Origin of the sequence: Kamptonema sp. UHCC 0994, assembly GCF_029167235.1 — a bacterium.
In the GTDB taxonomy this organism is placed as follows: domain Bacteria; phylum Cyanobacteriota; class Cyanobacteriia; order Cyanobacteriales; family Microcoleaceae; genus Kamptonema.
In genome coordinates this window covers 129,889-152,511 of sequence record NZ_JARFTR010000194.1, presented here as the reverse complement: position 1 = coordinate 152,511, position 22,623 = coordinate 129,889, and the positions used below count along the sequence as shown (strand labels likewise).

The following is a 22,623-nucleotide window of genomic DNA, read 5'->3' as shown; positions in this document are numbered from 1 at the left end:
AGATTGCCGTTTTTGTCTCTACTTTTACGGAGAAAATTAATGTTTCATCTGTTTGTCTGCTGTCTTCTACTATAACTCCGGGTAGGTTTAGCAGTTTGGTCATTATCTTTTTCATAATTAACTTTGATACCAATTATTTACTAATATTTTAGCATAGTAAGTACGAAAGAGCCAGTTAGGGGAAGCGGTTGCGGTTCCAGATGAGTCATTACCGAGTGAGGAAAAAGTGCAAAATTCATCAATAGTTGTCAGTATTGATGAATCCTGTGCTTTGCCAGTGGATGAAACTGTCACAAATCCTGCTTCTACACCCACATTTGTGTCTAATTTGCCAAAAAGATTTGTTCCAGCAGCCAAGCGTTCTACTCCTAAAAAGCAGTTAAATTGGACTTTAAATTCTGCAACAGACGCTTTAATTTGTGGGGATGTTGTTCTGGCAAAAGAAGCTGCTGCATGGGCTCAAAAAAGCGGATTTGATGTGGTTTGGGAAGGAGGGTTGCCTGTCGAAATTCTCCCCCCTTTTTAATTTAAACTTTGGGTAACAAACGCATCTTACCTTCAGCAATAATCTGTTCTGTTTGCTCTCCCGCAATATTTGGTAAAGTCATCCAGGCAAACCAAAAAATATCAATACCTTCTTCCTCACCTTCGCGGGGTGGTTCAATCACAAGAGCAGCAAAATCGCTATTCTCCACTCGCATTCTTAATAACAGTTCTGAAGGTCTTTGAACCGGTGCAGTCCCACCAGCGGTAGTGGCTCCAGCCGTCCAGGTTTTGACCCTCAATGGAGTGTCAGAGTATTTCTCATCCTTGAAAACTAACCGCATTCCCGCCACTCTTGTTAGCGGAAATTCATTAATTGACTCGATAGGCGACTTAATTCTAATTTCAATTCCAAAGCCTTCGTTCTGCCTGATTTTCAGTCCTTCCAATGACTGATTTTTCTCAGCATGAAGGAGCGCGTTAATTTCAACTTTCTGCATAATAATTAGGGTATCCAAGTAGGAGTTCTGTGAAAATAGACTTGTCGTTTCTTGCCGCGATCGCGCGGAGTTCGAGTAAAAGTTCCAGAATCCAAAACTTGTGAGGCGCGATCGCTCCAAATCTCGAACTCATACCAACGATAATCCTCTGGCTCTGGAATTTGACCCAAAGCCTCAACCGGAATCAGCCCCTCTAAAATTAATTTCTCAGGGGTGAAATAAACGGGTCTGAGTAATGGGTCAGGCAATTCTGATGTAAATGGGATATTGAAAGCATCGGAGTTCGCAAAAACCAGCACTCGCTCTTCAATATTGTTGAACTCTGGTTTACAGACTGCGTACTCCCAGATACCGATGCCGAAAACTTCTTCGTAAAGTTTGCGCGGGTCTAATTTGTCCCGATTGGCGAGAGTAAGCCGGAGTTTGATGTCTTCGTTGTCTGGGAAATTGGAACAGTTAAGCCGTGCTTCTCCCGTTTGAGAGGCGTAGGCAGTGGCGGCGTAAGGGCGAGGTGCAGCGGTGATAATAGCCCGCCCTGACTGATGGTGGTGATGGTGCATTTTGACTCCTACGGGCGCGGCCCAATTTGAATTTCTCGACCGAAAGATAATTGCCCGTTATCGCGACGTTCGGCCGTAACGCGAGCCATCATACCAATCCCAACCCGCTGCACAGTGCCAAAAATGCGCTCTACGAACGGCACGGGTACGCAGAAGACATCAACATTGACGATGCCATTTTGCAAAGTCGCTGGTGTGTTGTTCGAGTAGTCGCAAACCACCTCAAACGCATCGGCTGGCGAAATGCCGTAAAAGTTGCCGTCGAGCCACATCAAATAACAGACATCCCAGCAAAGGTCACGAATGGTTTGCAAGTAAGTGCTGCCACTGTAAGCCGTGTTCGATTTGAACAGCATCGGCTGCAATGTCTGAATCAACGAGCCAATCAGAACATTGCAGATTATCCGCGCTGGCATACCCGCAAATTCAACAGTGTTGGCACGGGTACGAGCCCCGTAGATACAAACGCCTCTGTCGATGAACTGGCGGATTGAGTTGATGCCTTCCAAAGCCCCCCAAGCATTACGCTTTCGGTCAATCTTGTAAGTCGTACCGATTACTCCGCGCATGGGATAATTTTCACCGGCTGGCGGTTCCTTAATTCCCTCGATGGCGTACCGGGATAAGGCGATGCCGATAATCCCCATGCTAGGAGGAATGCCCTCTGAGCGGTCAGCCGAGCGGACGTAAGGGTGGTAATACCCCCCATGTCCCATTGGTGCGACGTACCTCAGTCCTTCTGTTTTTGCTTGCAAATAATCGAGGCTGGGGGTGCAATCCACAACCGCGTACCAGTCCTTGCCTTCCTCACCGGCCATATCAATCAGCGATTGACCGACTGCGATCGCATCCTCAACAGGCAATTCTACAAAAGCTTCTGGTGCAGCGCAGAACCCTTGAGGCACAACCATTTCGCCGCCAAAATCTGAGAAGTTGGCAATAGTCGTCACCCAATCATAAACGCGAGTCGCCGCACCGGTGACTTTCGTTACGGTGAAACCAGCGGCGGAAGAGACGGTGACACCCACTGCATCCCTGATTAATAGATACCGTTTAGCTGGAATCCACTCAATCTGAGGGTCAAAAGTCAGCGGTTCAACCACATCATCGAGGGTTGGTTGAGGGACTGGGGTGACACCAGCAGGGGGCGGCGGTGGAACAGCAGGCATTTTCACTGTTCTGTCAGCTTGAGCAGGCGCTTTCACTGTCAGCACTCTTTCTGCGGTGAATCCCGGCACTAAATCAATCCGCCATACTTCGCTTTTATGCAAAGGAATAAATCTTATCGTTCCTGAAGGATAGTTCGCGAAAAATAATCTGATTTCCGCCAAACCCAACGATGTTACTTTGAGAGCTTTGGCCTCATTTTCATCGTTTATCGGGTAAATTTCCCCTGGTGTTATCCCCGCCAAATCCTGCACTCTGCCAAACATATAAACCGCGTTGAATGTCGCTAAACGCGGCACTCGACCGGATGGTGCTATGCCCTCGCGCATATACACGCCTGGAGCGTTTGTTGCTTGAATCGTTATTGGCATTTTCTCTATAATTTGATAATATGCAGCAAGTTAATTCTATTTACTTCTATTTCAAAAGAAAACGAAACTTTTAAACGCCAATGGCACAGCTAGATATTTTTAACGGTATTTTTTCTCGTTATCAGTGGGGAGGGATGGGACAATTCCCAATTCCGAATCCCTATAAATCAAGATTTGTTTTATCTGACAGTTTCGTTCAAGCTGCTATCAACGAACGGGTAGCCGAGTTAAGGAAAGGCGTGTGGAAAGTCACGCCTGTGTCTCCAAAAGATAAAAAAGCGGCTGAATTTCTGCGTTCGTTTTTAAATGGTGCAGTTTTTTCTAATTTGGAATCGCGTCTTCTTCAAGGTGTTGTTACTGGGCTTTGGATTGATGAACTTTGTTGGGATAAATCTCAAAACGAATTAATTATTAAAGATTCAAGCCCTTTGTGTCCGTCAATGATTGATTTCAGGCTTGCCAATAGTAAGTCAGCAAGCAATACTTTCAACTTCAAAAATTACGATTTTCTGGCGAACACTTACGAGGGGATACTAGAAATAAATCCGTTTAAATTAGCGATATTTTCTTATAATTCTACTCCTGAATACCCAATCGGGGCGGGGCTAATTGACCAACTTTATTTTCTAGCAATTCTTAACCCAGAATCGCTAAAGTCAGCGGCTAATTGGGTTAAACGATTTGCTCATCCTGTCCCTGTTGGCTCCTACACGGTAGAAGCGGGAACAGTCGATTTATTTGAAGCGCTGAAAGCTTACGAACAAGGTAAATTTTTCGGCATTCCCGAAGGCACAGCAATTACTTTATTGGAAGCCAAAAACGCTCAGGGGTCTAAGAATTTTTACGAATGGCTGTTAGGATTCTGCAAAAAAACTGTGCGCTCTTTAATTCTTGGAGAATCTTACGGCGAGGATGCTAATCAAGGTTTAAGCGGTAAGCCTGCCGAATCCGATTCAGAGTCAAAACAAACCCAAGCCGAATCAGACGCGAAAGATATTTTACATCATTTAAAAGGTGTTTTAACATTCCTAATTCAGTATAATTTTGATTGCGAACTGCCATTAATTGAGATAGAATTTCCGGCAAATCAGACAGCTTTAAGCGAACGGTCAAAACGCGATCGCACGTTATTTGATATGGGATTCACCCTGAAGCCAGAAGCAGTAGCCAGAATTTATGGTGATGATTATAATTTTGATGGTGGGGAGACAAATTTTTCTCAGACTCCGACTAATTCTCTTGATTTTCGCGCAGTAATTGACCGGATAATTAAGTGGAATGGACTGGAATTAGGTATTGAATATTTGCCGGGACAAGTCAGGTTTCCCGGAACTAATCACGCCAAAAAGCTACAGTCTGGGTACGGTCACATTCGGAATTATCGTAACACGGACGGTGAGGCTTTAGATTGTTACGTTCATCCATCTATGTTAGTAGGTGAAGATACTCAGTCCCCGATATTTATTGTCAGTCAGTTTAATGACAAAGACGAGTTTGACGAGTATAAAGTGATGATTGGGTGGGAAAATATTGATGATGCCGAAACTGCCTATTTAGCCGAAATGCCGATTAAATATTTGGGAGGAATTGAAGAGGTTTTTATTGAAGATTTAGAACAGTTTAAAAAAGGTGCGAAAGTAGATTTTATCCCTGTTGAAGATGATGCGGATATTCAATTTGCCTTAAGATTGTCCGAGATTATGGAGTTTAACTTTAATGAAATTACCTATATTGCCTGATATTAACACAATAACACCGGAACAATATCAAAAACTATCAGTTGAAATTGTGGCGAGGATGATTAAAACGTTGTACCCATTCCCTAAGAATGTCGTTATCTCTGAGGTTAAAGAGACGGAAACAAGTATTAAAATATCAGGGGAATTTAGAGGCAGAGAAGGGGAATTTGATTTCGAGATTACCAAAGATAAAACGACGAATAAGCCAGCGATTAGTTATGGGTTGAAGAATGGATAGATTGCTGCGATAATAATAATCATCGAAAGCGATGTGTTATCTGATATAATTGGTTGAACAATTAGGTGAGACACGCGGATGCCGCTAAATTGCCCCTATCACACAACCAAGAGGTCTATATGTCTGAAACTATCCTACCATTCTCTCAAGAATTAGCGCTGTCCCTCGTAAATAGTGGCAATCAGTTCCCAGTTGATTTCGATGCCGCTTGGCAGTGGCTAGGCTACTCAACGAAGCAGAAGGCGAAAAACAAACTACTCAACAACTTTGAACAGGACTTGGATTACACACTTAACCAAACGGTTAAGTGCCACAAAGCCTCGTCTGGAGGCGGTTCTAGCATTTATCTTGAAATCTACCTAACCATTGACTGCTTTAAATCGCTGGGTATGATGGCGGGTACATCTCAAGGCAGACAGATTCGCAAATATTTTCTTGATTGCGAGCGCATTGCGGTTAAAGTTGCCCCCGCTCAGTCGGAAGAGATAGAAGGGCTGAAACTGGCTTTAGAAATAGAGAAACAGCGCAACAAAGGTCGGGAACTGGACTGCACCATGCTTACCTTGCACGGCGCTCCCGCTGTTCTCGCTCTACGGGGAGTTGCAGGTGCGATCGTAGAAGTAGAAAAACCAACGATTGAAGTAATCAAGGAAAACGTCTCTTTCAAAGGTCAAACCTTAACTCAAATAGTTGATTACCTGAAAAAGAAACACGGTATTCGCAATTTTAAAACCGGTGCAGACCTAAAGCGGTTTTTGGAACGGGAAGGAAAAGTAGGATTAATAGCTCAAACCCCCCGTAGCGTTTTACAAGATTACGTACCCACAGAGAATCAAAATGAAGTTTATCAAGCAATTATTAATGGTTTAGACCGTCAATTGTTGATGGGAGAAGGGGCGTAATTAGTAGTCGTAATTAGCGGTCAAATTTATCATTATAAAAAATGCCTAGAAATACTACGGCCAGAAGAGCACCCAGGTGTACAAAAGGTTTCCCTTGCGGGAGTTCTTGTCAAGCCCAAGGGCGGCGCTGCAATCGTCCTTTGCCGGGTCAATTTTCCAATCATGCCGATTGGATAGCGGCGGGGAATGCTGTTCATGGTGGTGGCGGTAGTAGTGGCGGTAGTGGCGTAGCAACCGCTGGTGGAAGTTCTGGCAGGTCAGGGGCTACGCAGAGTCCACAGAAGGAAGTCGTCATACAGTCTGCAACGCCATTGCCATCACCCGCGATCGCATCTACATCAACGCCATCACCCGTGTCTGCCAGTCAGGTAACGACGGCCGAAACACCCGCTAGACGACGTGGACGACCGCCATTAACAGAAGCCGAGCGACAAAAGAAGGAAATTCTTGCGAAAGCTGCAAGGGTAGGTTGGTCAGAAGAAGATATCAGAAAAGTTCAAGGAGTTCGCAAAGAAATCCCCCACAGAGAAATCTCCACCAATTCTGGAGAGCTAGGGAAAACAACAGCGGCGGAGTTGATGTCAATTGGGGTGAAACCACCGCGCAATGGGGATTCTGTAGAGCTAAGTTTTGAAGAGAGGGCGAGGTTGAGAAAACTCCGTGAGTTGAGAGGCGGCCTTGGAGAACGAGAGTTCTTGAGTCGAAATCCTCGGTCAGAAGATAGAGACATTGAACAGCAGGTATATCGGGGTGAGCGTGTCCAGATGTACATATCGCCGCGTGGAACAGTATCTTTCACTGTTGACGGCAATTACATAGCTTATCGAGACGTGGGTGAAAATATGCCTGCTGAAGAGGCAAAAATGATGATTAAATGTTGGAAACATTATCTGTCTCAACCAAGGTCGAAACGTAGCATGGATTGTGTTCCTGCTACGGGGGATGGTCGCGATAGGGAGTCCTGGTACAAGAGGTATGGGTTTAAAGAAAGCGGGTTTCAAATGGAACTACATAATCAATTTGATTTACCCGATTAGTAGGTAGATTACCCATAATTTAGGTGCAAAACCCGTAATCCCAAAAAATAGTTATAGTTTAGAATTGATTGATACACCTCAAACAGCCACATGGAACCCGAACTAGAACTTAAACTTAAGGAGTTAGCCGAACTTTCCGGCGTTCCCTTTGAGGAATTGGAAGGAATAAAACCGGAATATCTCAAAAGTGTTTTGACAGTAGACCCTAAAGAGCTTGCCGAACAATGGGATGACTTTAAGCTTGGGGATGGAATAGCCCCAACATTTAAAGAGGAGTTGGAAGACATAGCTATGTTATGGGAAGCCATTAGACCTTAGACCTGTTCTGTATTACGATTTACAATTGATTAGGTAAGAATTATGGAACTCGTACTCGAAGAATTAGCCGAACTTTCAGGCGTTCCCATCAAAGAATTAGAGGGGATAAACCCTCAATTTTTCCAGGGCGGAACCCCTGAAGAAATAGCTGAAGACATAGCCGATTGGTGGGAGCTCTTTGCGGGTAAAGCCGATTCAGATGCCCCTACGTTCAAGGATTTTGTGAACTTAGGTGTTGGTTTTTGGAATAGTCTTGTGGCTGACCCAAACTCCTACAACTCGGTCAAGCCCTAAAACTTATCATCATTGCAAAATAGGCGCTTCTTGATGATTGAAGAAGCGCCTATTGTTTTGAGGGACGTTGTTAATTTTTAAATGAAGGCGGAAGTCCTCATCCGTATAGTGCGCGTACTTCCTCATTTGTTCGCCGGAAAAACCCATACCGCGTAAAGCTTTCAATGCTTTTGACTCTCGATTTATTCGCCGGAAAAATTCAGTCGCTCACTCCAATTCTTCTTTAAAGACTTCTTTCTGGGTTTCAATAGTGCGGCAAAAATCATTCATCGCCTCGGTTGAAACCCAGATATCGACAAATTGTTTTTTGTTGCCACTAATGCCGGTTCCATCAGGAACATCACAGCAAATGCACCAGGATTGCTTATCAGAATGAAAAACGGCTTGTATCCCCAATGCTTTTGTAGACATAATTTACAACTCCTAAAAAATAATAAAGCCATGACCGTAACTCAAGGCGTACCTATTTACCCTCCAATTTTGCCAACCGAGAACATACATTTATAAGCAGGCTTTCAACATCAACCAGTCGTTTTTCAACGGTGAAATTATCCAGCATTTCATTGCTATCAACACAGCGCTGCATATAGGTAACTAAGGCCTCGCTGACAGTAATTTGGTTAGCCCTACAAAGCTCTATGAAAGACGCTTTGAGAGCGCTATGAAGCCTGAAATTAATCTGGCTGTCGGGTGTCTGATAATCCATTTGGGGGGTAATTTGTGAGCGATTATCCGTATATACACAGCCTAACACTGCGTGTCAATCATTGGTAAATCTATCAGTAATCCTGATTATTCATAGAAAGGTTGGTGTCCCTTCACTGCCGCACATTTTTCCGACAATTTGCAGTGACCGATTTCTTGACCGATACGGTGACTGGTCAGAGCCTATACTACGTAATCACTCTAGCAATGTTGAATGATTTTCCTCTACATCGCTGTGAAATTTCTCTCTACTTCCCTCTATCCAATCTCTCTTTTTATTCTACCAAGCAAGAAAATTGCTCTTTCTCTTTCTAATTTTTCACAGCGAATAGAGATAAAATCAGTCACTTTGACTGAAATGCTTACACACTATAGATTCTGACCCGTCACCGAATCATTAACCAATCAGTCACCAGTTGAAATTTTATCTTTAACGGCTCTTCTCGATGTGTTTTTCCCGAACTGCTGCCGGATAAACCTAAGTACACCCAAGCATTCACTCAGAGACAAAAAATGATAAGCAATACTAATTATTTATCCTTGATAGCGAGGAAGTTGGTATATACAGGGTGTTGACAGACAGGGAGGAGAAAGTTATCATATAAATATCAACTGAAGTTGTGTTAAAAGTACGAACCGCTTAAAGGACGGACTAGGTTGCTGATGTCAGAAGACTACTAATATGCAACATCACCAGTGGATTGAGCCCTGAAATCGCGTAGTGGATGACACCCCGGAAAGACGGGGATTAAAATCCCAAAACGCCACAGAGGGAACGTTCAAGAAACCGCATTCTATTTACTATCTTCACGAGTTCAAACAAAGCCTCATCCACGACCAGAGTTTCCTTGTTAGCCTCAAGAAAGACGGCCAAATTCTTAGGATGATTATCGACAATTATTCGGAACAAGAATACTTGAAGACTCTTCATATTGGCGATGAAGTGAAGGTTAGAGAGTTTAAAGATGGATGCAATCTCGAACTTCTAATCTCTATTAGGGATTGAAACAACTACATCAACCTATTCAACCGATGAACACTACAATCAAAGCTCTGAGAGAAACGGCGCAAATATTGGCGGGTGTGAGTCACGCGATCGCAATTCTCACCATCTACCCCGAATCAATCCGCCGCCGCGAAATCACCGCCGCCAAACGCAGCATCGCCGAGCGCAAAGCTCAAATCTCCAGCCGCACTGCGGAAATCGAAACTGAGCTACAAGAAATGAAACGGGAACTGGAAACCGAAATCACCCCCGCTCCCACCGCGATCGCTGCACCTGCCCCTGAAATCCAGCCCTACCTACCAGCCGCACCGGAATCCGCTGCCAAACCCGCACCCATCGCCGCACCCGCCATAAAAGAACCCACAATCAGGGAACTCAAAGCGATCGCATCGCAACGAAAAATCAAGAACTACAGCAACATGACGAAAATTCAATTAATGGAAGCCCTTGCAATTTAAACCCTCACTAATAGGCGGCTCGCGTTAGGCCGCCTATTAATTACCTTCATTCAGCTATAGTTTGGTATCGTCAGGCAGCGTATTTTCAGGTAATTGTGGCCGACGATGATAATTATGCTTGAGTACCAAAAACTGTTCAATCTGCTCTATTTCTTGCTTTATTTTGCCGATATCCAGGGCGTTTTTATCAATCCAACCTCGAATCTTTACGAGCGTTCGATTGTTTTGCCTCTCCTCCGATAGCTCTTGCCGTGCTTGGGTAATAGATAATTCAGCTAATTGTTTGGTGATTTCCAAGTGGATTTCACTCTTGATTTTCAGTGCGGCCAACCAAAAAGCAAACCCAGAGAGGCAGCTAGCGAAACTTGCTAGCAGCAAAATTTTTTCTATCATTTCAGCAATTGGCATATTTGTTTTGTTAATTTACTGCGTCACTACCTAGTCGTCTTTGATAATTCATCGTCTTCTGATGCGAGTAGTGCGTTTCCCATTTTCCTTCTTTTTCCCAGACTACGCCACGCTATTTCCCCTCAAACTAGACCCCAGAAAAATTGGTTTAGGGGAAATAGTTCGCGTTACTTTTTCCTCAATTATTAGTTGTCAGTTGGTAATTGCTAATTGGTAATTACCATCTTCCCATCTCCCCTTCTTCTTACCAACCCCGATAAACAATCCGATGACCGCGAGAGTCAATAGCCCGAACGGTAGCAATTTGTCTTCCTCTAATTGACACGCTAGAAGTATTGGTAATTTTCAGGGGGCGACCACCTAAATTCCAACCAATGCCAGAAGACCCCATGACCATTTTGTTGCCCCATTTGTCCTCAAAAACAATGTGACCTGTGGGTAACAAACGGACTTTAGCTCCCGCAGTATTTTTGAAAACAATTTCTGTTTCTGACTCAAATACCATTGACCGAGCTTTGATGTGAAGCGACCGTTTAATAGTTTGTTTAAACCAGCCAACGACATCCCATTTGTGATTTTTTCTGTGGATAGCGGTAAAATCATCTCCAATTTCTTCTGACCATTCTTGCCCAACTTCAACACGAACATCTTTGCCAACATCTAACCCAAAATTGTCGGTAAACTGCATCAGAGATTCTTTCTCTACTTGAAAAAGCGATTTGCCTGCTACCTGAATAGTTGAATCGTTCGGCAGTAACCACCATAAATCAAGAGGATTTTTCTTGGGCATGGGGGGATTGCCATCATTTACTAAGCATCCCATCCACACTCTATCGTGGGGATTGCCGTTAAAACTAGCGCTGACAGCACTCATCCCAGAAAACGGCATAGGGGGGTCAAAAAATGGGCAAGGTAACAGCCGCATCTGAAAATCTGACTCAGTTTTGCCGCCCTTGATTTCAGTGGTAATTTTTACCCGCCGCAGTTTCAACGGGTCTGTGATATTCGAGATTATTCCAAATTCCGGGTGATTTTGGATGCCAGAGCGAGATTGATTTTCGACAATCAAAGCAGCGATCGCACCAATGAAATCGTTTTTAATCATGGTTAAAAATTAAAATAATTGCGGGGATTTTGGGGGACGTTATCCAAGCGAACTTCAAAATGGAGATGAGCCCCAGTACCCACCCCACTTGAACCCATAATCCCTACTGGTGTACCAGCTTTTACCTGTTGACCAACTTGTACGCTTTGAGAATCGAGGTGAGCGTACAAAGTTTCAACTTTTTGCCCTTGGTAGGAGCCGTGCTCGACGACCACGATATTGCCGTAGCCGCCAGCTTCTCGGACTTCAACCACCACACCATCGGCAGCCGCCAAAACCGGGGGATTGCCACCACCGGGGGGAGCCAAGTCAATACCTTGATGGTTAGATGACGCGCCTGCTGTGGGAGAACTGCGGGGCCCAAATTCGCTGGTAGTCACCGCACCAGGTAAAGGATGCGCCAGAGCGATATTTCCCAACTGCCCTGCATTGACAGGAGTTCCCAACGTCGCTGGCGCACCAGCACTACCGGTATTTTGCTGTGTCGTTGGTCTTGCCGCCGCGTTCGTCACTTTTTGAGGCGAGTACGCTTGAACGGTGCAAGTGTGAGCAGTTTCAGCACCCCCAGAAAATTCTACAGAACTAATGCGCCACTCGCGGCCGAATAAACTGCCTGCTGTTGCGGATTCAAAACAATCGGGTGCGATCGCGATAATTGACCCAGGGGCTAAAGCTAAATTCTCAGGGGCGAGGGCCATCGTAACTGTGATGGGATAAGCCTGCACTGTCAGCCGTTCTGCCTCTTCTGCCAGAGCGAGTCCAGTTGCTTCCCCATCAGAGACATCAACTGACCCGATAGGTTGATTCGGCAGTGATGTCCCTGCCCCGCTTCCCGTTTTAGTTTCAGGCTCAGATTTCACCCCGGCTTTTTGCGCTGCGGCTTCTACAATTTTCTCAGCATTCTTAGAAGCTGTGGCAGATAACAAAGAGGAGAACGCTTCACCTTTGGCACTCTTACCTCCCGTGCTCTTCCCTCTTTCCACTTGCCCTCCTGCGGCCGCCGTTTCTGTGGGAGAGTCGTTTTCAGATTTTGCCGGGGTTCCGTGTAACTGTCGAGGCGGTGGCGCGGAACCCGTCTGCGACTGACTAAATATCGCCTCCTGCAAAGCCTTCCCTTTCTTTTCTCCCTTAGAGAATTTAATCTCTCCCGTTTTCCGGTTGCCCCTCCCAGGCTCTACTGCTGGCGGTGCTCCAGTCCTTGCCTGTGATAACTGTCGTTCAGCTTGAGCTTCGTCCGATATTTCTATTATTGCCCCCATATCTTTCGTTACCAGAAAACCGCCAAAATCTGGCTTCCAAGGTTTAATAATTAGCGTGTTATCTTTCTCTCTGATATTGTAACCAACCGCCTGTGTTTCTCGCAATAATAATTCCCAATCTGTCATTCGAGATTGGTCTAAGAACTGGTACTTAGGCCCGTCGCCTTCCATCTCTAATTTAATGCCGTAGTTCGAGCAGACTTTCTGGGCAAGTTGTTTTAAAGTGATATTTTGATAAGCGGTGTTTTTAGGAGTCCGAGTCATTTTCCACCGAACCCCTTTGCCTTCAATAACAGTTTTTCCAGTCGTGTTAGAAACGCGAGTACCTGTATGGATGAAATGGTAAGAAGTTTCCGAACTGCCCTCAAAGGATAGGGACACGACGATTTCTGTGCCTTTTTTACCTCCACCGCCAGTAGAATTTTTTGGAGATGTCGTGGGGGTTGATGTCGTTGCGGGGGAGGGGTTTTGAGGTGGTAAAGGGGAACTAACTTGCGTGGTGGCAACATATTGAGGCAGCTTGTTTAACCATTCCTGCGATCGCTGCTCAACATCCACAGCTTGATAATCGGTGTCTCTATCAATCCCATTCACAACTCGTCTGGCATTGTAAAAATCTACGTTGCCCGACGCATCGGTGTAGTCGTCAATTGACCGCCCAGTAAAAGTTCCTGTTTTAATCCCATGCACAAGAATGAAAGCCGCCAAATCGGGATTTAAAATTAAATCAGGATTATCTACCAACGGCATCCCAGTTAATTCTTGATATTTTAAATAATTAGCCCTTCCTGTTAGTTGAACGTATCCACCACCTTTATATTTTACGCCATCCCCAGGTTCGGTATTTCCTAATTGGGCAACTCCTTCGTAAGCTTCACCTGAAGCATACTCCCTTATCGGCTGATAGTTGCTCTCATGCCCCGCAGTTGCCAAAATGTAAGCTATCTGCTGTGGATTTGTGATGCCTTGCTTTTGGGCTTCAGCAATTATTAATTTAATATTTTCCTCGTCTGATTTGGAGGGTTGAGGGCTAGTATCAAACCCTCTGCCAATTGCGCTTGAAACAGAAGGTAATGGCTGACTCGTTTGTAAAATCTCGTCAGGAACTTGAATACCACCGCTATTGATTGAAGATAAAATAATCGAACTTCCTATCTCTAAATCGATATCGACCACACTAAAAGAAACAATAGAAGCTAACTTGTTTTCCCCTAAAAAGATTCGATAGTCTGCAAGATTCTTACCAGACTCAATTGTAATTCCGGCAAACTTAACCTGACAAAATGGTGTCTTCATACGCGAAAATATATCGTTTCAATGTCGATAATGAATAGATTATCATTCTATTTTAGGCAAATAATCAAATATTTACTATGGCATTTGCTGGAGATACGCTACAAGGTCAGAGAAACAGAGGGGCGGGATTTAATGCCCGAACTGGTTTTTTACTTCCCCCTTTGACGGAATCGGACTTCCTACTGCAAATCCCGGAAGTAACAGGGGAAGAGTATTGGCAGAAGCAGTCAGGAGCGAAAAAAACCCGTCAGTCAGCGGACTGGTCAGATGGTGTCAGAAAAATCCTGCTACCCATTCCAGGGCCTTACAAAGTAGAGAATCTGGTCATCTCAAAACCATTCTGGCCGGAGCGAGACCAACCCATTTTCGACTGGTTTGACAACTGGTGCGTGTTAGATAATCCGCCGCCGATTATCGTAATCCAGCAACCAGTTCGGTACTGCAACAATGAGCCTCGCCCTAACGGGAAACCGATTCGGTACGCGAACTGTTACCCTATCGAATTACCCCCTCCCACTGCCGATAAAACTTCGGCGAACGTGGCAATGGTTGAACTAACTTTAGCAGTAGAAGACTGGAAATTTCAATAAATGAAAACTCAATTTTTATTAGGAAAAAACAAGGTTGAAATAGACCTGAGAATCAAACACCTTTCTCTCTTTGTTACGAAAAAACCAATCGGTAAAGAGGAAAGTGAGGAAGGAGAGAAAGGAGAGAAAGGAGAGGTAGATATCGATTCCGATGAACCCGTTGAGGAAGATTCTTTCTTGAATTCCATTCCAGAAATAGCATTAGTGAATGGGGTTAAGCAGTCTCCTGACTGGTGGCGGGAACGACCGCTGTCGGAAATGGGTGTCGTTAATCAGCAATTCAAGAAACTGGCTGAAGATATCAGCAAATTTTCTGTCCCTTATTCCAAAGAAGCCACACCGTTTGGAGATGGAAAATTCGGCTACTTTACTACTGAGAACTTTAGCAGGAAAACTTTTCTGAGTGATGGCAAGAGCGTAACCTTTAGGGGTTTGCGGTACGAAGACATAGAAAAAATCAACGCTATCAAGCTCAATCCTAGCCTGACGGAAGCCCAGAAAGTAGCTAAGATAGCAACTAGAATGGTAATCGAATTAGGCGGGGAAAAGCCTTTGGAAAAATATTTTAAAGTTGCTGAATTTCTAGGGCTTCCGTTGCTGGATGCCATGATAATTAGGGCAATGGAAGATGACTTTTTTCGCCCTTTACTCAGTGAGTGAGTGGGATTTTTATAATGTCACGTTTTATTTAAACGGTAAATCCTTTAGTAAGTTATCTCAATTTGAGAAAATGCCATTAGAAAAATGGCATGGGTTATTGAGGATTTACAATCATATAATTGAGAAGGAGAATCAGCAGAAGTGAGCCGCCGCCCCAGAGTAGAATTTATTGTCACCGCAGACACCCGCCAAGCAATGAGCGGGTTTCAGAATTTGACGGGCGCAATAACAAGTGGCGTTTTTCGCGGTGGATTAGCACTTAAAGCTTTTGATGCTGGATTGGGAGCGATTCAGAATTCAGTCGCCTCTCTTACTAATTCAATTGCAGCGGCGACGGACACCCAAATAAAAACTATTGCGGCTACTTCTGCTTTATCCAGCTTAGGAAATATCACCTACGATCGCGCTCAAACTGCGGTCGAAGATTTGAATCAGCAACTTGCTAAATCCGCCGCAATCTTACCTGGGGTAACGGACGATTACAAGCAATTAGCTCAAGGCATTTCTTCCTCATTGGTAGAAGCATTTAAGAACCCCGAAGGAACGCTTAATATTGAGGGGTGGAAGGGTGCTACTAAGGAATTATCTGAGAATTTTGGTGCGTTAACGGCTACTACGACTAAAGATGCTGCTAATACCTCTCTTGCTATCAATAAAGCCTTGGGAGGTGCTACAACTGCTGGATTGAGACAAATTGCTTTCTTTGAGCAAAATAAGGCAGTTTTAGATGAAATTGACAGAGCTTTAAAATCTCAAAATGCCGAATCTCTTAACGATGTTTCCGTTGAAACTCGCGTTAAAATTCTTACTGCTGCTTCCCAGAAATTAATCACGGACGACTTCAAAAAAGCGGCTGGGGAATCCGTCGATGGGTTGATGCAGAATTTTAACACGGCACTTTTTGACCCGTCCGCTGGCATCTTTGGTGTGATGCGAGATTTGCAGCCCGACATGAAAGGGGTACAATCAGTTTTCTCTGCTTATAATGAAACCCTCAGCCTCATCATTGGTTCCGATGGGGTGTTATTTGGTATCGGCAAAATCTTGAATCAGTTAGGATTCCAGATAGACCCGATGAAGGTTATTTATGGGGGGTTGCTCAAGTTCAATTCTGGGATTTCTCAAGTTTCTGCTCTGGTTAGCGATATCTCAAGATTTGTTGAGCAAACAGGAACGAAAAACGCCACAGTTTTACAGTCTGGAATTAAAGCGTTGTTTGGTAGGTTTTTGGGCATAGTTCCTAATTTCAAAATGCCGGAAACCTCAACAAAAGATGATTATAAGTCACCCACAGCGGGATTAAAACCTATTCTGGATATGGGGGCAAAAATATCAGTAGGAGATATCGCCGCCAAAGTAAAAGATAGAATAGGGGGGATGGTTGACTCAGTTTTTGCCAGAATTTCTGAGGCGGTGCAAACAGTAAGAATAGTGATAAATTCCGAGGAATTTACCACCGGAGTAACGCTAATTAAAAGGGTATTAACAAGAGTAATTATTGAAGATTTCTTGCCAGGAGTGATAAATATTGGGGCGGATTTAGCGATATTAATAACTGATGCCATTACGGGATTAGTTATCAAACCGAGTGCGGGGGATGCTCAAAATATATCGGGTGCTTTCGTTAGGGCACTGGCAAAAATCGACTATGGGAAATTGAGAGAAGCCATATCGAAAGTGGTAAGAGTTGCGATAACGGTAAATTTGGCAACATCCTTGGCAACTCTGGCGTTCGCTAGGTTAGCTACCCAAGTTGTAGGTATCGTATCGGCGGCCATCCTGACACCATTGAGAGGGGCGTTAGTGGCGGGATTACTGAATTATGTCGTCCCGTTAGCAGCGGCGATAGTCGTGCCAATTCAAACCGCTTTTGCAGGGATTGGGGCAGGAGTGGCGACGGCGTTAGGTGGCGGCTTAATGGCTGGCGGGTTAGCTACGGCTGGTTTGGCGCTCTCAGCTACCGCAGGAAGCCTTTACCTCTTCGCCCGGTTAATGGGTGCTTCTAATAAAGATATTGCCTATGCTGCTGGGAATTGGGCAACTGAAGCATCAGCTTTGACTGGTATTAAGGTTGACGGGATTAGTAGTGCGATCGCTGCTGGTTTTGAAATCATCCGCTTATCAGCCGTTGAGCGTTTGTCTCAGATAAGCAAATCAACAGGAGTTGAAATCAACAGTTTGGGCGATGCAATGGTTGCTAACGGGAACGGTCAAATGCAACTTATCCAGACTGGAATCGATTATATTTATAACTCAACTATCACATCTATCGCCGACCTCCGTTCTAATTTTTCCATTTGGCTTTCTGGCATTAAAAAAGATGCCAAATCTGCATTTGATTCCTTTATCTCTAGCTTCCAAAGCCTTACAACTTCCGTTCAGAATCGGATTAATACTTTCGTTAAACTGGTTGTCAATATTTGGGATAACATCGTTAAAGCCATCCAAAATGCAGGTTTACAACTGCAAAACTCTTTACGCAGGATTCCTGTTATTGGTGGTTTTATCCCCTCTCCTTCCCCATCTGCTTCCGTCTCCCCTATATCCCCTATATCCTCTATATCCTCCCCATCTCCCTCTCCCTCAACACCGTCCTTGCCCCGTCAATCCTCTAGCGGTGTATTTAATCAATTTCTAAACCTTTTTTCTCCCAAACCTAAATATGCGGGACAAAATATTCAGTCTTTTTTAGAAACAATTAAAACTGAAACCAAAAACTCTCCAGGCGCTTCTTTAGTTGTCGCCAACTCCTCAGAAATAATTATTCCTAAACAATCCTTACCCAAAATTCTTGCTCGGATTATTCAGCAATCTGCAACAAACAGAGAGCAAACTGTTTCAAACTTTTCTAGCTTCAGCTCAATATCCTCATTATTGGCCAGTTCTAGGCAGAATAATTATAATGATTCTACGAATAGATTAACAAATAATATTGTTAATTCCACTCCCACTTTAACCGTTGCCGCAAATCCGCGAGAAAGAAGTATAACACCCCAACCTCAATCAGTAACAATCAAACAGGCTACACCTGGAAAATCATCAATGAATATTGAATCAATAGTTGTCAACATTAGCAATAATCAGCCTTCACAACAACTATCCGCCCGTGATATTTCACAACAAATGGGAGAATTATTAAGACATGAATTATCAAAGCTACTCTAAATTCAAACCCCTTGTTCGTGGCATAAAATACCCACTACAATTCATTGATGGGAATTTAGCAACTGCCGAAGATGAAGATATAATCGTACAGCAAATAATTTCTGTAATCGATACCAAATTTGGAGAGCGAGTTCTACGGCCCTCTTATGCAACTGATTATTTATTATTCCGTCCTGGCTCTGAGCGGTTAATAATAGAGGCAGAAATAGAAAAAGCTATTAAAGATTTCGTTGAGGAAGTTGCGGAAGTTGAGGTGACTTTACGACATGACAATAATAACAAATGGATGATGTATATAAAATGGAGAGATAACGAAAGATGGTATCCAATTATTGAATACTCTCCCGATAAATTTAACGTACCGGAAAGTCAAGTATTTGAGCCTCCAGATTTAGGAGATGATAATGATTAAAGCTAGATGGCGAGACGATGACAATCCAGTTCCAGGTGCATTAAAACCTGTGTATAATTCCTCAGACCATACCTTAGCAGGATATAGATACACCTGCGTAGGATGTGGGGGAGATTCGTTTTTGCCAGTGTACGACAAATCAACAGGGAAAGGATGGGAAGTTGTTGGCGACCCAGAAGCAGTTGAAAGTTTGAATATCCGCCCTTCAATTTGGCATAAAGATGGGTGCGGGTGGCATGGTTGGTTAGTTAATGGAGAATTTATTAGCGTATGAGTTTATTACCTTTACCAGATAGTATCAGGGATAAAATAGAGGGAGTCGCCGCCAGAAAAGTTGGCGGATTTTTGCGGCTACCTCTGAATGATATTCTGAGCAAATCAATAAGTCAAATTGCATCCAAAGCTATTGGCTCACCCCTGAACTTCAGGGATATTTTAAAAATAACAGGACAATCAATCTTTGATGGAACGAGGCTTGACCCATCAAAGATTGACATATCAGACCCCCGCTCCTTCTTGGGAATTGCTCAAGAATTAGGGGTAAAAGTGCCACCAGAATATGAGGGTTATATTGGCGCAGGACAGAGTATTTTAGCGGTAATAAAAGGGGAACGACCTATTTCTGATTTAGCAGGCGCATTAGAAAGTTTTGGCGTAGAAATTCCCAACTCTTTAAGGCAATATGGTACAGATGAATCAGAAATAATCTCTATTTTGGAGGATGCTGGCGTTGACATTCCAGATGAATTTCAGGATATACTAAATACAGCCGGTCAGATAGCTGGATTAGGCGGTTCTGCGGATGGCATCACCCCGATTGATTGGCTGTTGGGGGGAGGAACCAATTCTAATTCTGACACCTTACTTAACGGTCGTACCCCGCCGTTTATTCCTTAAAAAAATGACACAGAGAAGTGCACTAACTTTAACCCCCGATGGATACAAATCTAAACTATACGTTCATCCTGAATCAAATGCCGTAGTAATCTTTTTTGACAAACCCGCACCTAACAAGTTTATCAGATTTTGGCAGAGATTTTTGTTAGGTTGGCGTTGGGAGGAAATATGCAAATCATAGCTAAGTTTTTTGACTGGGAATCTTACCAAGAAATAATTAAAAAATTAGAGAACCCAGAGCCATCACTGCGAAAAGTAGGGAGAAAAATCGTAAGCGATTTAAAAAACTCTTTTTCCGCAGAGCGCGACCCAAACACCGGACGGGCGTGGTATCCTTTGGGAATCCAAGCACGGCAAGTTGTAGGGAGACAAGGGATTCTTCATGTTAAGGGTTCGATTGCCAATGGCTACGGATGGAATGCCGTAGGTCGTAACCTTACGATTTACAATACGTCCCCTGTGGGCAGTTTCCATCAAGAAGGAACTCGATATATTCGAGATAGAAAATTTATGCCAGATGCGGTAACAAATGAAATTGTAGCAGCTATTGAAGAGGAATTTAGTTAATGGTTAGTGGTTAGTCGAACTCGGCAACTAACAATTAGCAATTAGCAATTAGCAATTAGCAATTATGTTTTCTTCAACATCAGTTTTTAATTCTGCACCCAATGATGGGCATGGAGACGGCAAAGTACAGACTTTCTTAATCGGTGAGGATACCCGATGGGAATTTTTATTCAATCCTGAAAAACTGGGGCAAGGGAAAGAAGCGCGATATAACCCTGTGCCGGCACATGGCATCACCGTCCCTGAATTGAACTACGGTTACACTTCTGGCATCACCATCACCTTGCCAGACTTGTTGTTGACGGGATACTGTCGGGGAAAATCCTATTTACCTGTCATTACGGCATTAACTGATTTGCTTAATGTCAAGGATGGCAAATACCGCCCTGAAACCGTAGATTTTTTAATGGGCAAGCGGCGCATCGGACCGGCAGTGATTACCGATGTCCAACCTATCGAAACGGGCTGGACGCATTCTGGCAACCCGTCCGACGCGAGAATCAGTATCACCCTTCTTACCGTTCGCCAAAGCCGGAAAACTGATTCCCTCCCTGGAATACCGCAAATCAAATGACGGTGTTTTTTTTCGTTGTATATAAAGACATAGCCTTTTAGTATTGATAATAAATCTGATTGCAATCAGAAAAAGGCTAATGGCTAAGCGACATAATAGAACTCGACTAACTTCGATAAAAGAGATGCGAATTCGCGCAAAATTAACTCAACCCCAAGTAGCTGAGTTAATTGGTCTAAAAGATGTTCGGACTTACCAATATTTGGAGGATACAGTCCTTTCAATTAAAATACACTATGTTCACAAAATGTGTGAAATTTTTAATTGTACAATTGGCGAATTATTAGCACTTCCGGCTGGAGCCGATATTAGCAGTGTTACTAAAAGCAACCCAGAAGAAAATTAAATTGTATTGTCAGGGAAAATCTACAATTGCTGTTACGAATATTCAACATTATCGAGAAAAGCCTGTAGAATTCTGTTCTGAAATTTTAGACAAAATACTAACGAACGAACAGCAGCAAATATTAATTTCTGTAATCAAAAACCCTATTACTTTAGCGGTTGCAGGACACGCCGTAGGCAAAACGAGCGTAGCGGCATGGCTAGTATTGTGGTGGGTATTTGCCAGAGGCGGAATGGCGATAACCACAGCGCCAACTAGAAGGCAAGTGCAGCACTTATTATGGCGAGAAATTGAGAAAGCCCATAGCAATAATAAGGAAGTGTTTGGAGGCAAACTTAATTTAGGCAGCTTAACTTTAGATGCCGGAAAAGGTAGCGCAATAGGATTTACAGCCAGAACAACAGCGGAGGATACGTCATCTTTCCAAGGCATCCATGATGAAGATTTATTATTAATAATTGATGAAGCGAATGCCCGTAACTTAAAAGGGGTTTGGGATGGCGCGATCGCTTGTGTAACAGGTGCAGGGAACAGATTATTAGCGTTAGGAAATCCCACTTCAGCGGGGACAGAATTTTACAGGCATTGCTTGAAAAGAAGTCCGATTGAAATAGCGGTGTGGAGCCATCCAAACGTAGAGCCTTATTATCAAGAAATCGAGATTGTTTCGGGAACTGTGGCAGAAAAAATACACCGATTACTGCCCGGTTTAAATCCTCTTGAATTACCGCAGAAAATACCAGGTGCGGTATCGCCTCAGTGGATTGAGGAGGTCAGAGAAACCTATGGGGAAAATAGTATTTACTGGAAGTGTCGGCTTAACGCCCAATTTCCCTCAGATATTGATTTATCAGTTTGCCCTGAGTCATGGTTTGAGGCAGCGATAATCTCAGATTTTAAATTAAATAATAGTGGCATAACTATTGGTGTGGATGTGGCGAATGGGGGCGATGAACACGCTCTAGCAGCAATTCAGCAGGGCGTAGCGTTTAAATACCATACTCTGCCAACTTACGGAGATGGCGAAGATATAGGGCGATTGGTGGAAGAGGTTCTATCCCTCATTAAAAGCTTTCCTTACGCAATTCCTGTTACCGTCGGCATTGATGCAATTGGTGTGGGTGCTGGCGCTGTGTCAGAATTAAGAATCAAAGTAAGGGCAGATGCAGATTTAGCAGGCAGAACGATTGTCATAGTTGGCATTTGCTGGGCAGAGAAATCTAGCAAACCCAAACAGTTCAAGAACCTGAAAGCCGAACACCACTACAAACTTAAGGAAAAAATCAAAACCCGTTACCTTCGCATTTTATTGGGGCTTCACACCGAGAAACTCCGAACCCAATTATGCAAAATTCACTTTGCTGTTCCCGACGGCGATTCGGCAATTCAAGTGGAATCGCGAAAATTTACAATTGAGCGTCTTAAAGGGAATTCCCCCGACTTGGCCCATGCACTCATACTGGCTAATTCGTTGCCGCCTCCCATATCCGGCGCTCCCAATACCAGCATACCCGCGCCTCAAAACCTTCTCTCAGAATACAATTCACGATTCACGCGACCTTGACC

At 43.8% G+C, this 22,623-nt stretch carries 29 protein-coding genes; 21 read left to right on the top strand and 8 right to left on the bottom strand.

The window, feature by feature from the left end; genetic code table 11:
* Positions 1-226 precede the first annotated feature (226 nt).
* On the top strand, positions 227-526 hold the full coding sequence (locus PY364_RS17790) for a hypothetical protein (RefSeq protein ID WP_275524501.1): 300 nt from the start codon (positions 227-229) through the stop codon (positions 524-526).
* Between the two features lies 1 nt (position 527).
* Here PY364_RS17790 and PY364_RS17785 read toward each other — a convergent pair whose 3' ends face one another.
* From PY364_RS17785 to PY364_RS17775, 3 genes are read right to left on the bottom strand one after another with little or no spacing between them, the layout of a single operon-like run.
* Positions 528-983, bottom strand: a complete 456-nt coding sequence (locus tag PY364_RS17785) for a hypothetical protein (protein ID WP_275524500.1) — start codon at positions 981-983, stop codon at positions 528-530.
* Positions 984-988: 5 nt separating this feature from the next.
* Entirely contained in the window at positions 989-1,543 is a 555-nt protein-coding gene (locus PY364_RS17780) for a hypothetical protein (protein ID WP_275524497.1), read from the bottom strand.
* 8 nt (positions 1,544-1,551) lie between these two features.
* Positions 1,552-3,081, bottom strand: a complete 1,530-nt coding sequence (locus PY364_RS17775; RefSeq protein ID WP_275524495.1) for a hypothetical protein — start codon at positions 3,079-3,081, stop codon at positions 1,552-1,554.
* Positions 3,082-3,161: 80 nt separating this feature from the next.
* On the opposite strand from PY364_RS17775, the gene PY364_RS17770 reads away from it, so the two are divergent.
* The 6 genes from PY364_RS17770 (at position 3,162) to PY364_RS17745 (ending at position 7,609) form a co-directional block, all read left to right on the top strand.
* Positions 3,162-4,820: a DUF935 family protein gene (locus PY364_RS17770; protein ID WP_275524494.1), complete on the top strand. Its 1,659-nt coding sequence runs from the start codon at positions 3,162-3,164 to the stop codon at positions 4,818-4,820.
* Positions 4,798-5,058, top strand: a complete 261-nt coding sequence (locus PY364_RS17765; protein WP_275524492.1) for a hypothetical protein — start codon at positions 4,798-4,800, stop codon at positions 5,056-5,058. Before PY364_RS17770 ends, PY364_RS17765 begins: the two co-directional genes overlap by 23 nt.
* A gap of 119 nt (positions 5,059-5,177) precedes the next feature.
* Positions 5,178-5,960 carry a hypothetical protein gene (locus PY364_RS17760; RefSeq protein WP_275524490.1) on the top strand — a complete coding sequence of 261 codons (783 nt, stop codon included), beginning with the start codon at positions 5,178-5,180 and terminating at the stop codon, positions 5,958-5,960.
* A 41-nt stretch (positions 5,961-6,001) separates the two neighbouring features.
* On the top strand, positions 6,002-6,997 hold the full coding sequence (locus tag PY364_RS17755; RefSeq protein ID WP_275524488.1) for a hypothetical protein: 996 nt from the start codon (positions 6,002-6,004) through the stop codon (positions 6,995-6,997).
* A gap of 90 nt (positions 6,998-7,087) precedes the next feature.
* On the top strand, positions 7,088-7,315 hold the full coding sequence (locus PY364_RS17750) for a hypothetical protein (RefSeq protein WP_275524486.1): 228 nt from the start codon (positions 7,088-7,090) through the stop codon (positions 7,313-7,315).
* 42 nt (positions 7,316-7,357) lie between these two features.
* Positions 7,358-7,609, top strand: a complete 252-nt coding sequence (locus tag PY364_RS17745) for a hypothetical protein (protein WP_275524484.1) — start codon at positions 7,358-7,360, stop codon at positions 7,607-7,609.
* A 207-nt stretch (positions 7,610-7,816) separates the two neighbouring features.
* Here PY364_RS17745 and PY364_RS17740 read toward each other — a convergent pair whose 3' ends face one another.
* Together PY364_RS17740 and PY364_RS17735 are read right to left on the bottom strand one after the other, a co-directional pair.
* Complete coding sequence (locus PY364_RS17740; RefSeq protein ID WP_275524483.1) at positions 7,817-8,020, bottom strand: hypothetical protein; 204 nt, start codon at positions 8,018-8,020, stop codon at positions 7,817-7,819.
* Positions 8,021-8,072: 52 nt separating this feature from the next.
* Complete coding sequence (locus PY364_RS17735; protein ID WP_275524481.1) at positions 8,073-8,315, bottom strand: hypothetical protein; 243 nt, start codon at positions 8,313-8,315, stop codon at positions 8,073-8,075.
* 720 nt (positions 8,316-9,035) lie between these two features.
* Between PY364_RS17735 and PY364_RS17730 the strand changes: the two genes are divergently transcribed.
* Complete coding sequence (locus tag PY364_RS17730) at positions 9,036-9,320, top strand: hypothetical protein (protein WP_275524480.1); 285 nt, start codon at positions 9,036-9,038, stop codon at positions 9,318-9,320.
* A gap of 26 nt (positions 9,321-9,346) precedes the next feature.
* Positions 9,347-9,778, top strand: coding sequence for a Rho termination factor N-terminal domain-containing protein (locus PY364_RS17725; protein ID WP_275524478.1), 432 nt, complete (start codon positions 9,347-9,349; stop codon positions 9,776-9,778).
* A gap of 54 nt (positions 9,779-9,832) precedes the next feature.
* On the opposite strand, the gene PY364_RS17720 is transcribed toward PY364_RS17725, so the two are convergent.
* Positions 9,833-10,186: a hypothetical protein gene (locus tag PY364_RS17720; protein WP_275524476.1), complete on the bottom strand. Its 354-nt coding sequence runs from the start codon at positions 10,184-10,186 to the stop codon at positions 9,833-9,835.
* Between the two features lie 61 nt (positions 10,187-10,247).
* Here PY364_RS17720 and PY364_RS17715 point away from each other — a divergent pair, with 61 nt between their 5' ends.
* Positions 10,248-10,403, top strand: coding sequence for a hypothetical protein (locus PY364_RS17715; RefSeq protein ID WP_275524474.1), 156 nt, complete (start codon positions 10,248-10,250; stop codon positions 10,401-10,403).
* Between the two features lie 27 nt (positions 10,404-10,430).
* On the opposite strand, the gene PY364_RS17710 is transcribed toward PY364_RS17715, so the two are convergent.
* Both PY364_RS17710 and PY364_RS17705 read right to left on the bottom strand, forming a co-directional pair.
* Complete coding sequence (locus tag PY364_RS17710) at positions 10,431-11,291, bottom strand: hypothetical protein (protein ID WP_275524473.1); 861 nt, start codon at positions 11,289-11,291, stop codon at positions 10,431-10,433.
* A gap of 2 nt (positions 11,292-11,293) precedes the next feature.
* Positions 11,294-13,846, bottom strand: a complete 2,553-nt coding sequence (locus tag PY364_RS17705; RefSeq protein ID WP_275524472.1) for a peptidoglycan DD-metalloendopeptidase family protein — start codon at positions 13,844-13,846, stop codon at positions 11,294-11,296.
* 77 nt (positions 13,847-13,923) lie between these two features.
* Here PY364_RS17705 and PY364_RS17700 point away from each other — a divergent pair, with 77 nt between their 5' ends.
* The 11 genes from PY364_RS17700 to PY364_RS17650 all read left to right on the top strand — a co-directional run bounded on the left by PY364_RS17700 (position 13,924) and on the right by PY364_RS17650 (position 22,621).
* A complete protein-coding gene (locus tag PY364_RS17700) occupies positions 13,924-14,436 on the top strand; it encodes a hypothetical protein (RefSeq protein WP_275524471.1) in 513 nt (170 codons plus the stop codon).
* Entirely contained in the window at positions 14,437-15,096 is a 660-nt protein-coding gene (locus PY364_RS17695) for a hypothetical protein (RefSeq protein ID WP_275524470.1), read from the top strand.
* A 141-nt stretch (positions 15,097-15,237) separates the two neighbouring features.
* Positions 15,238-18,261: a hypothetical protein gene (locus PY364_RS17690; protein WP_275524469.1), complete on the top strand. Its 3,024-nt coding sequence runs from the start codon at positions 15,238-15,240 to the stop codon at positions 18,259-18,261.
* Positions 18,239-18,673 carry a hypothetical protein gene (locus PY364_RS17685; protein WP_275524468.1) on the top strand — a complete coding sequence of 145 codons (435 nt, stop codon included), beginning with the start codon at positions 18,239-18,241 and terminating at the stop codon, positions 18,671-18,673. The genes PY364_RS17690 and PY364_RS17685 overlap by 23 nt, the downstream gene beginning before the upstream one ends.
* Positions 18,666-18,947 carry a DUF6527 family protein gene (locus PY364_RS17680; protein WP_275524466.1) on the top strand — a complete coding sequence of 94 codons (282 nt, stop codon included), beginning with the start codon at positions 18,666-18,668 and terminating at the stop codon, positions 18,945-18,947. Before PY364_RS17685 ends, PY364_RS17680 begins: the two co-directional genes overlap by 8 nt.
* Positions 18,944-19,570, top strand: a complete 627-nt coding sequence (locus PY364_RS17675; RefSeq protein WP_275524464.1) for a hypothetical protein — start codon at positions 18,944-18,946, stop codon at positions 19,568-19,570. The genes PY364_RS17680 and PY364_RS17675 overlap by 4 nt, the downstream gene beginning before the upstream one ends.
* 4 nt (positions 19,571-19,574) lie before the next feature.
* On the top strand, positions 19,575-19,751 hold the full coding sequence (locus PY364_RS17670) for a hypothetical protein (RefSeq protein WP_275524462.1): 177 nt from the start codon (positions 19,575-19,577) through the stop codon (positions 19,749-19,751).
* Positions 19,739-20,137: a phage virion morphogenesis protein gene (locus PY364_RS17665; RefSeq protein ID WP_275524461.1), complete on the top strand. Its 399-nt coding sequence runs from the start codon at positions 19,739-19,741 to the stop codon at positions 20,135-20,137. Before PY364_RS17670 ends, PY364_RS17665 begins: the two co-directional genes overlap by 13 nt.
* 64 nt (positions 20,138-20,201) lie before the next feature.
* The gene (locus tag PY364_RS17660) at positions 20,202-20,711 is read left to right on the top strand and encodes a hypothetical protein (RefSeq protein ID WP_275524459.1); all 510 of its coding nucleotides are present in this window, start codon (positions 20,202-20,204) and stop codon (positions 20,709-20,711) included.
* Between the two features lie 79 nt (positions 20,712-20,790).
* A complete protein-coding gene (locus tag PY364_RS17655) occupies positions 20,791-21,057 on the top strand; it encodes a helix-turn-helix transcriptional regulator (protein ID WP_275524458.1) in 267 nt (88 codons plus the stop codon).
* On the top strand, positions 21,026-22,621 hold the full coding sequence (locus PY364_RS17650; protein ID WP_275524457.1) for a hypothetical protein: 1,596 nt from the start codon (positions 21,026-21,028) through the stop codon (positions 22,619-22,621). Before PY364_RS17655 ends, PY364_RS17650 begins: the two co-directional genes overlap by 32 nt.
* The last annotated feature ends 2 nt before the right edge of the window (positions 22,622-22,623 follow it).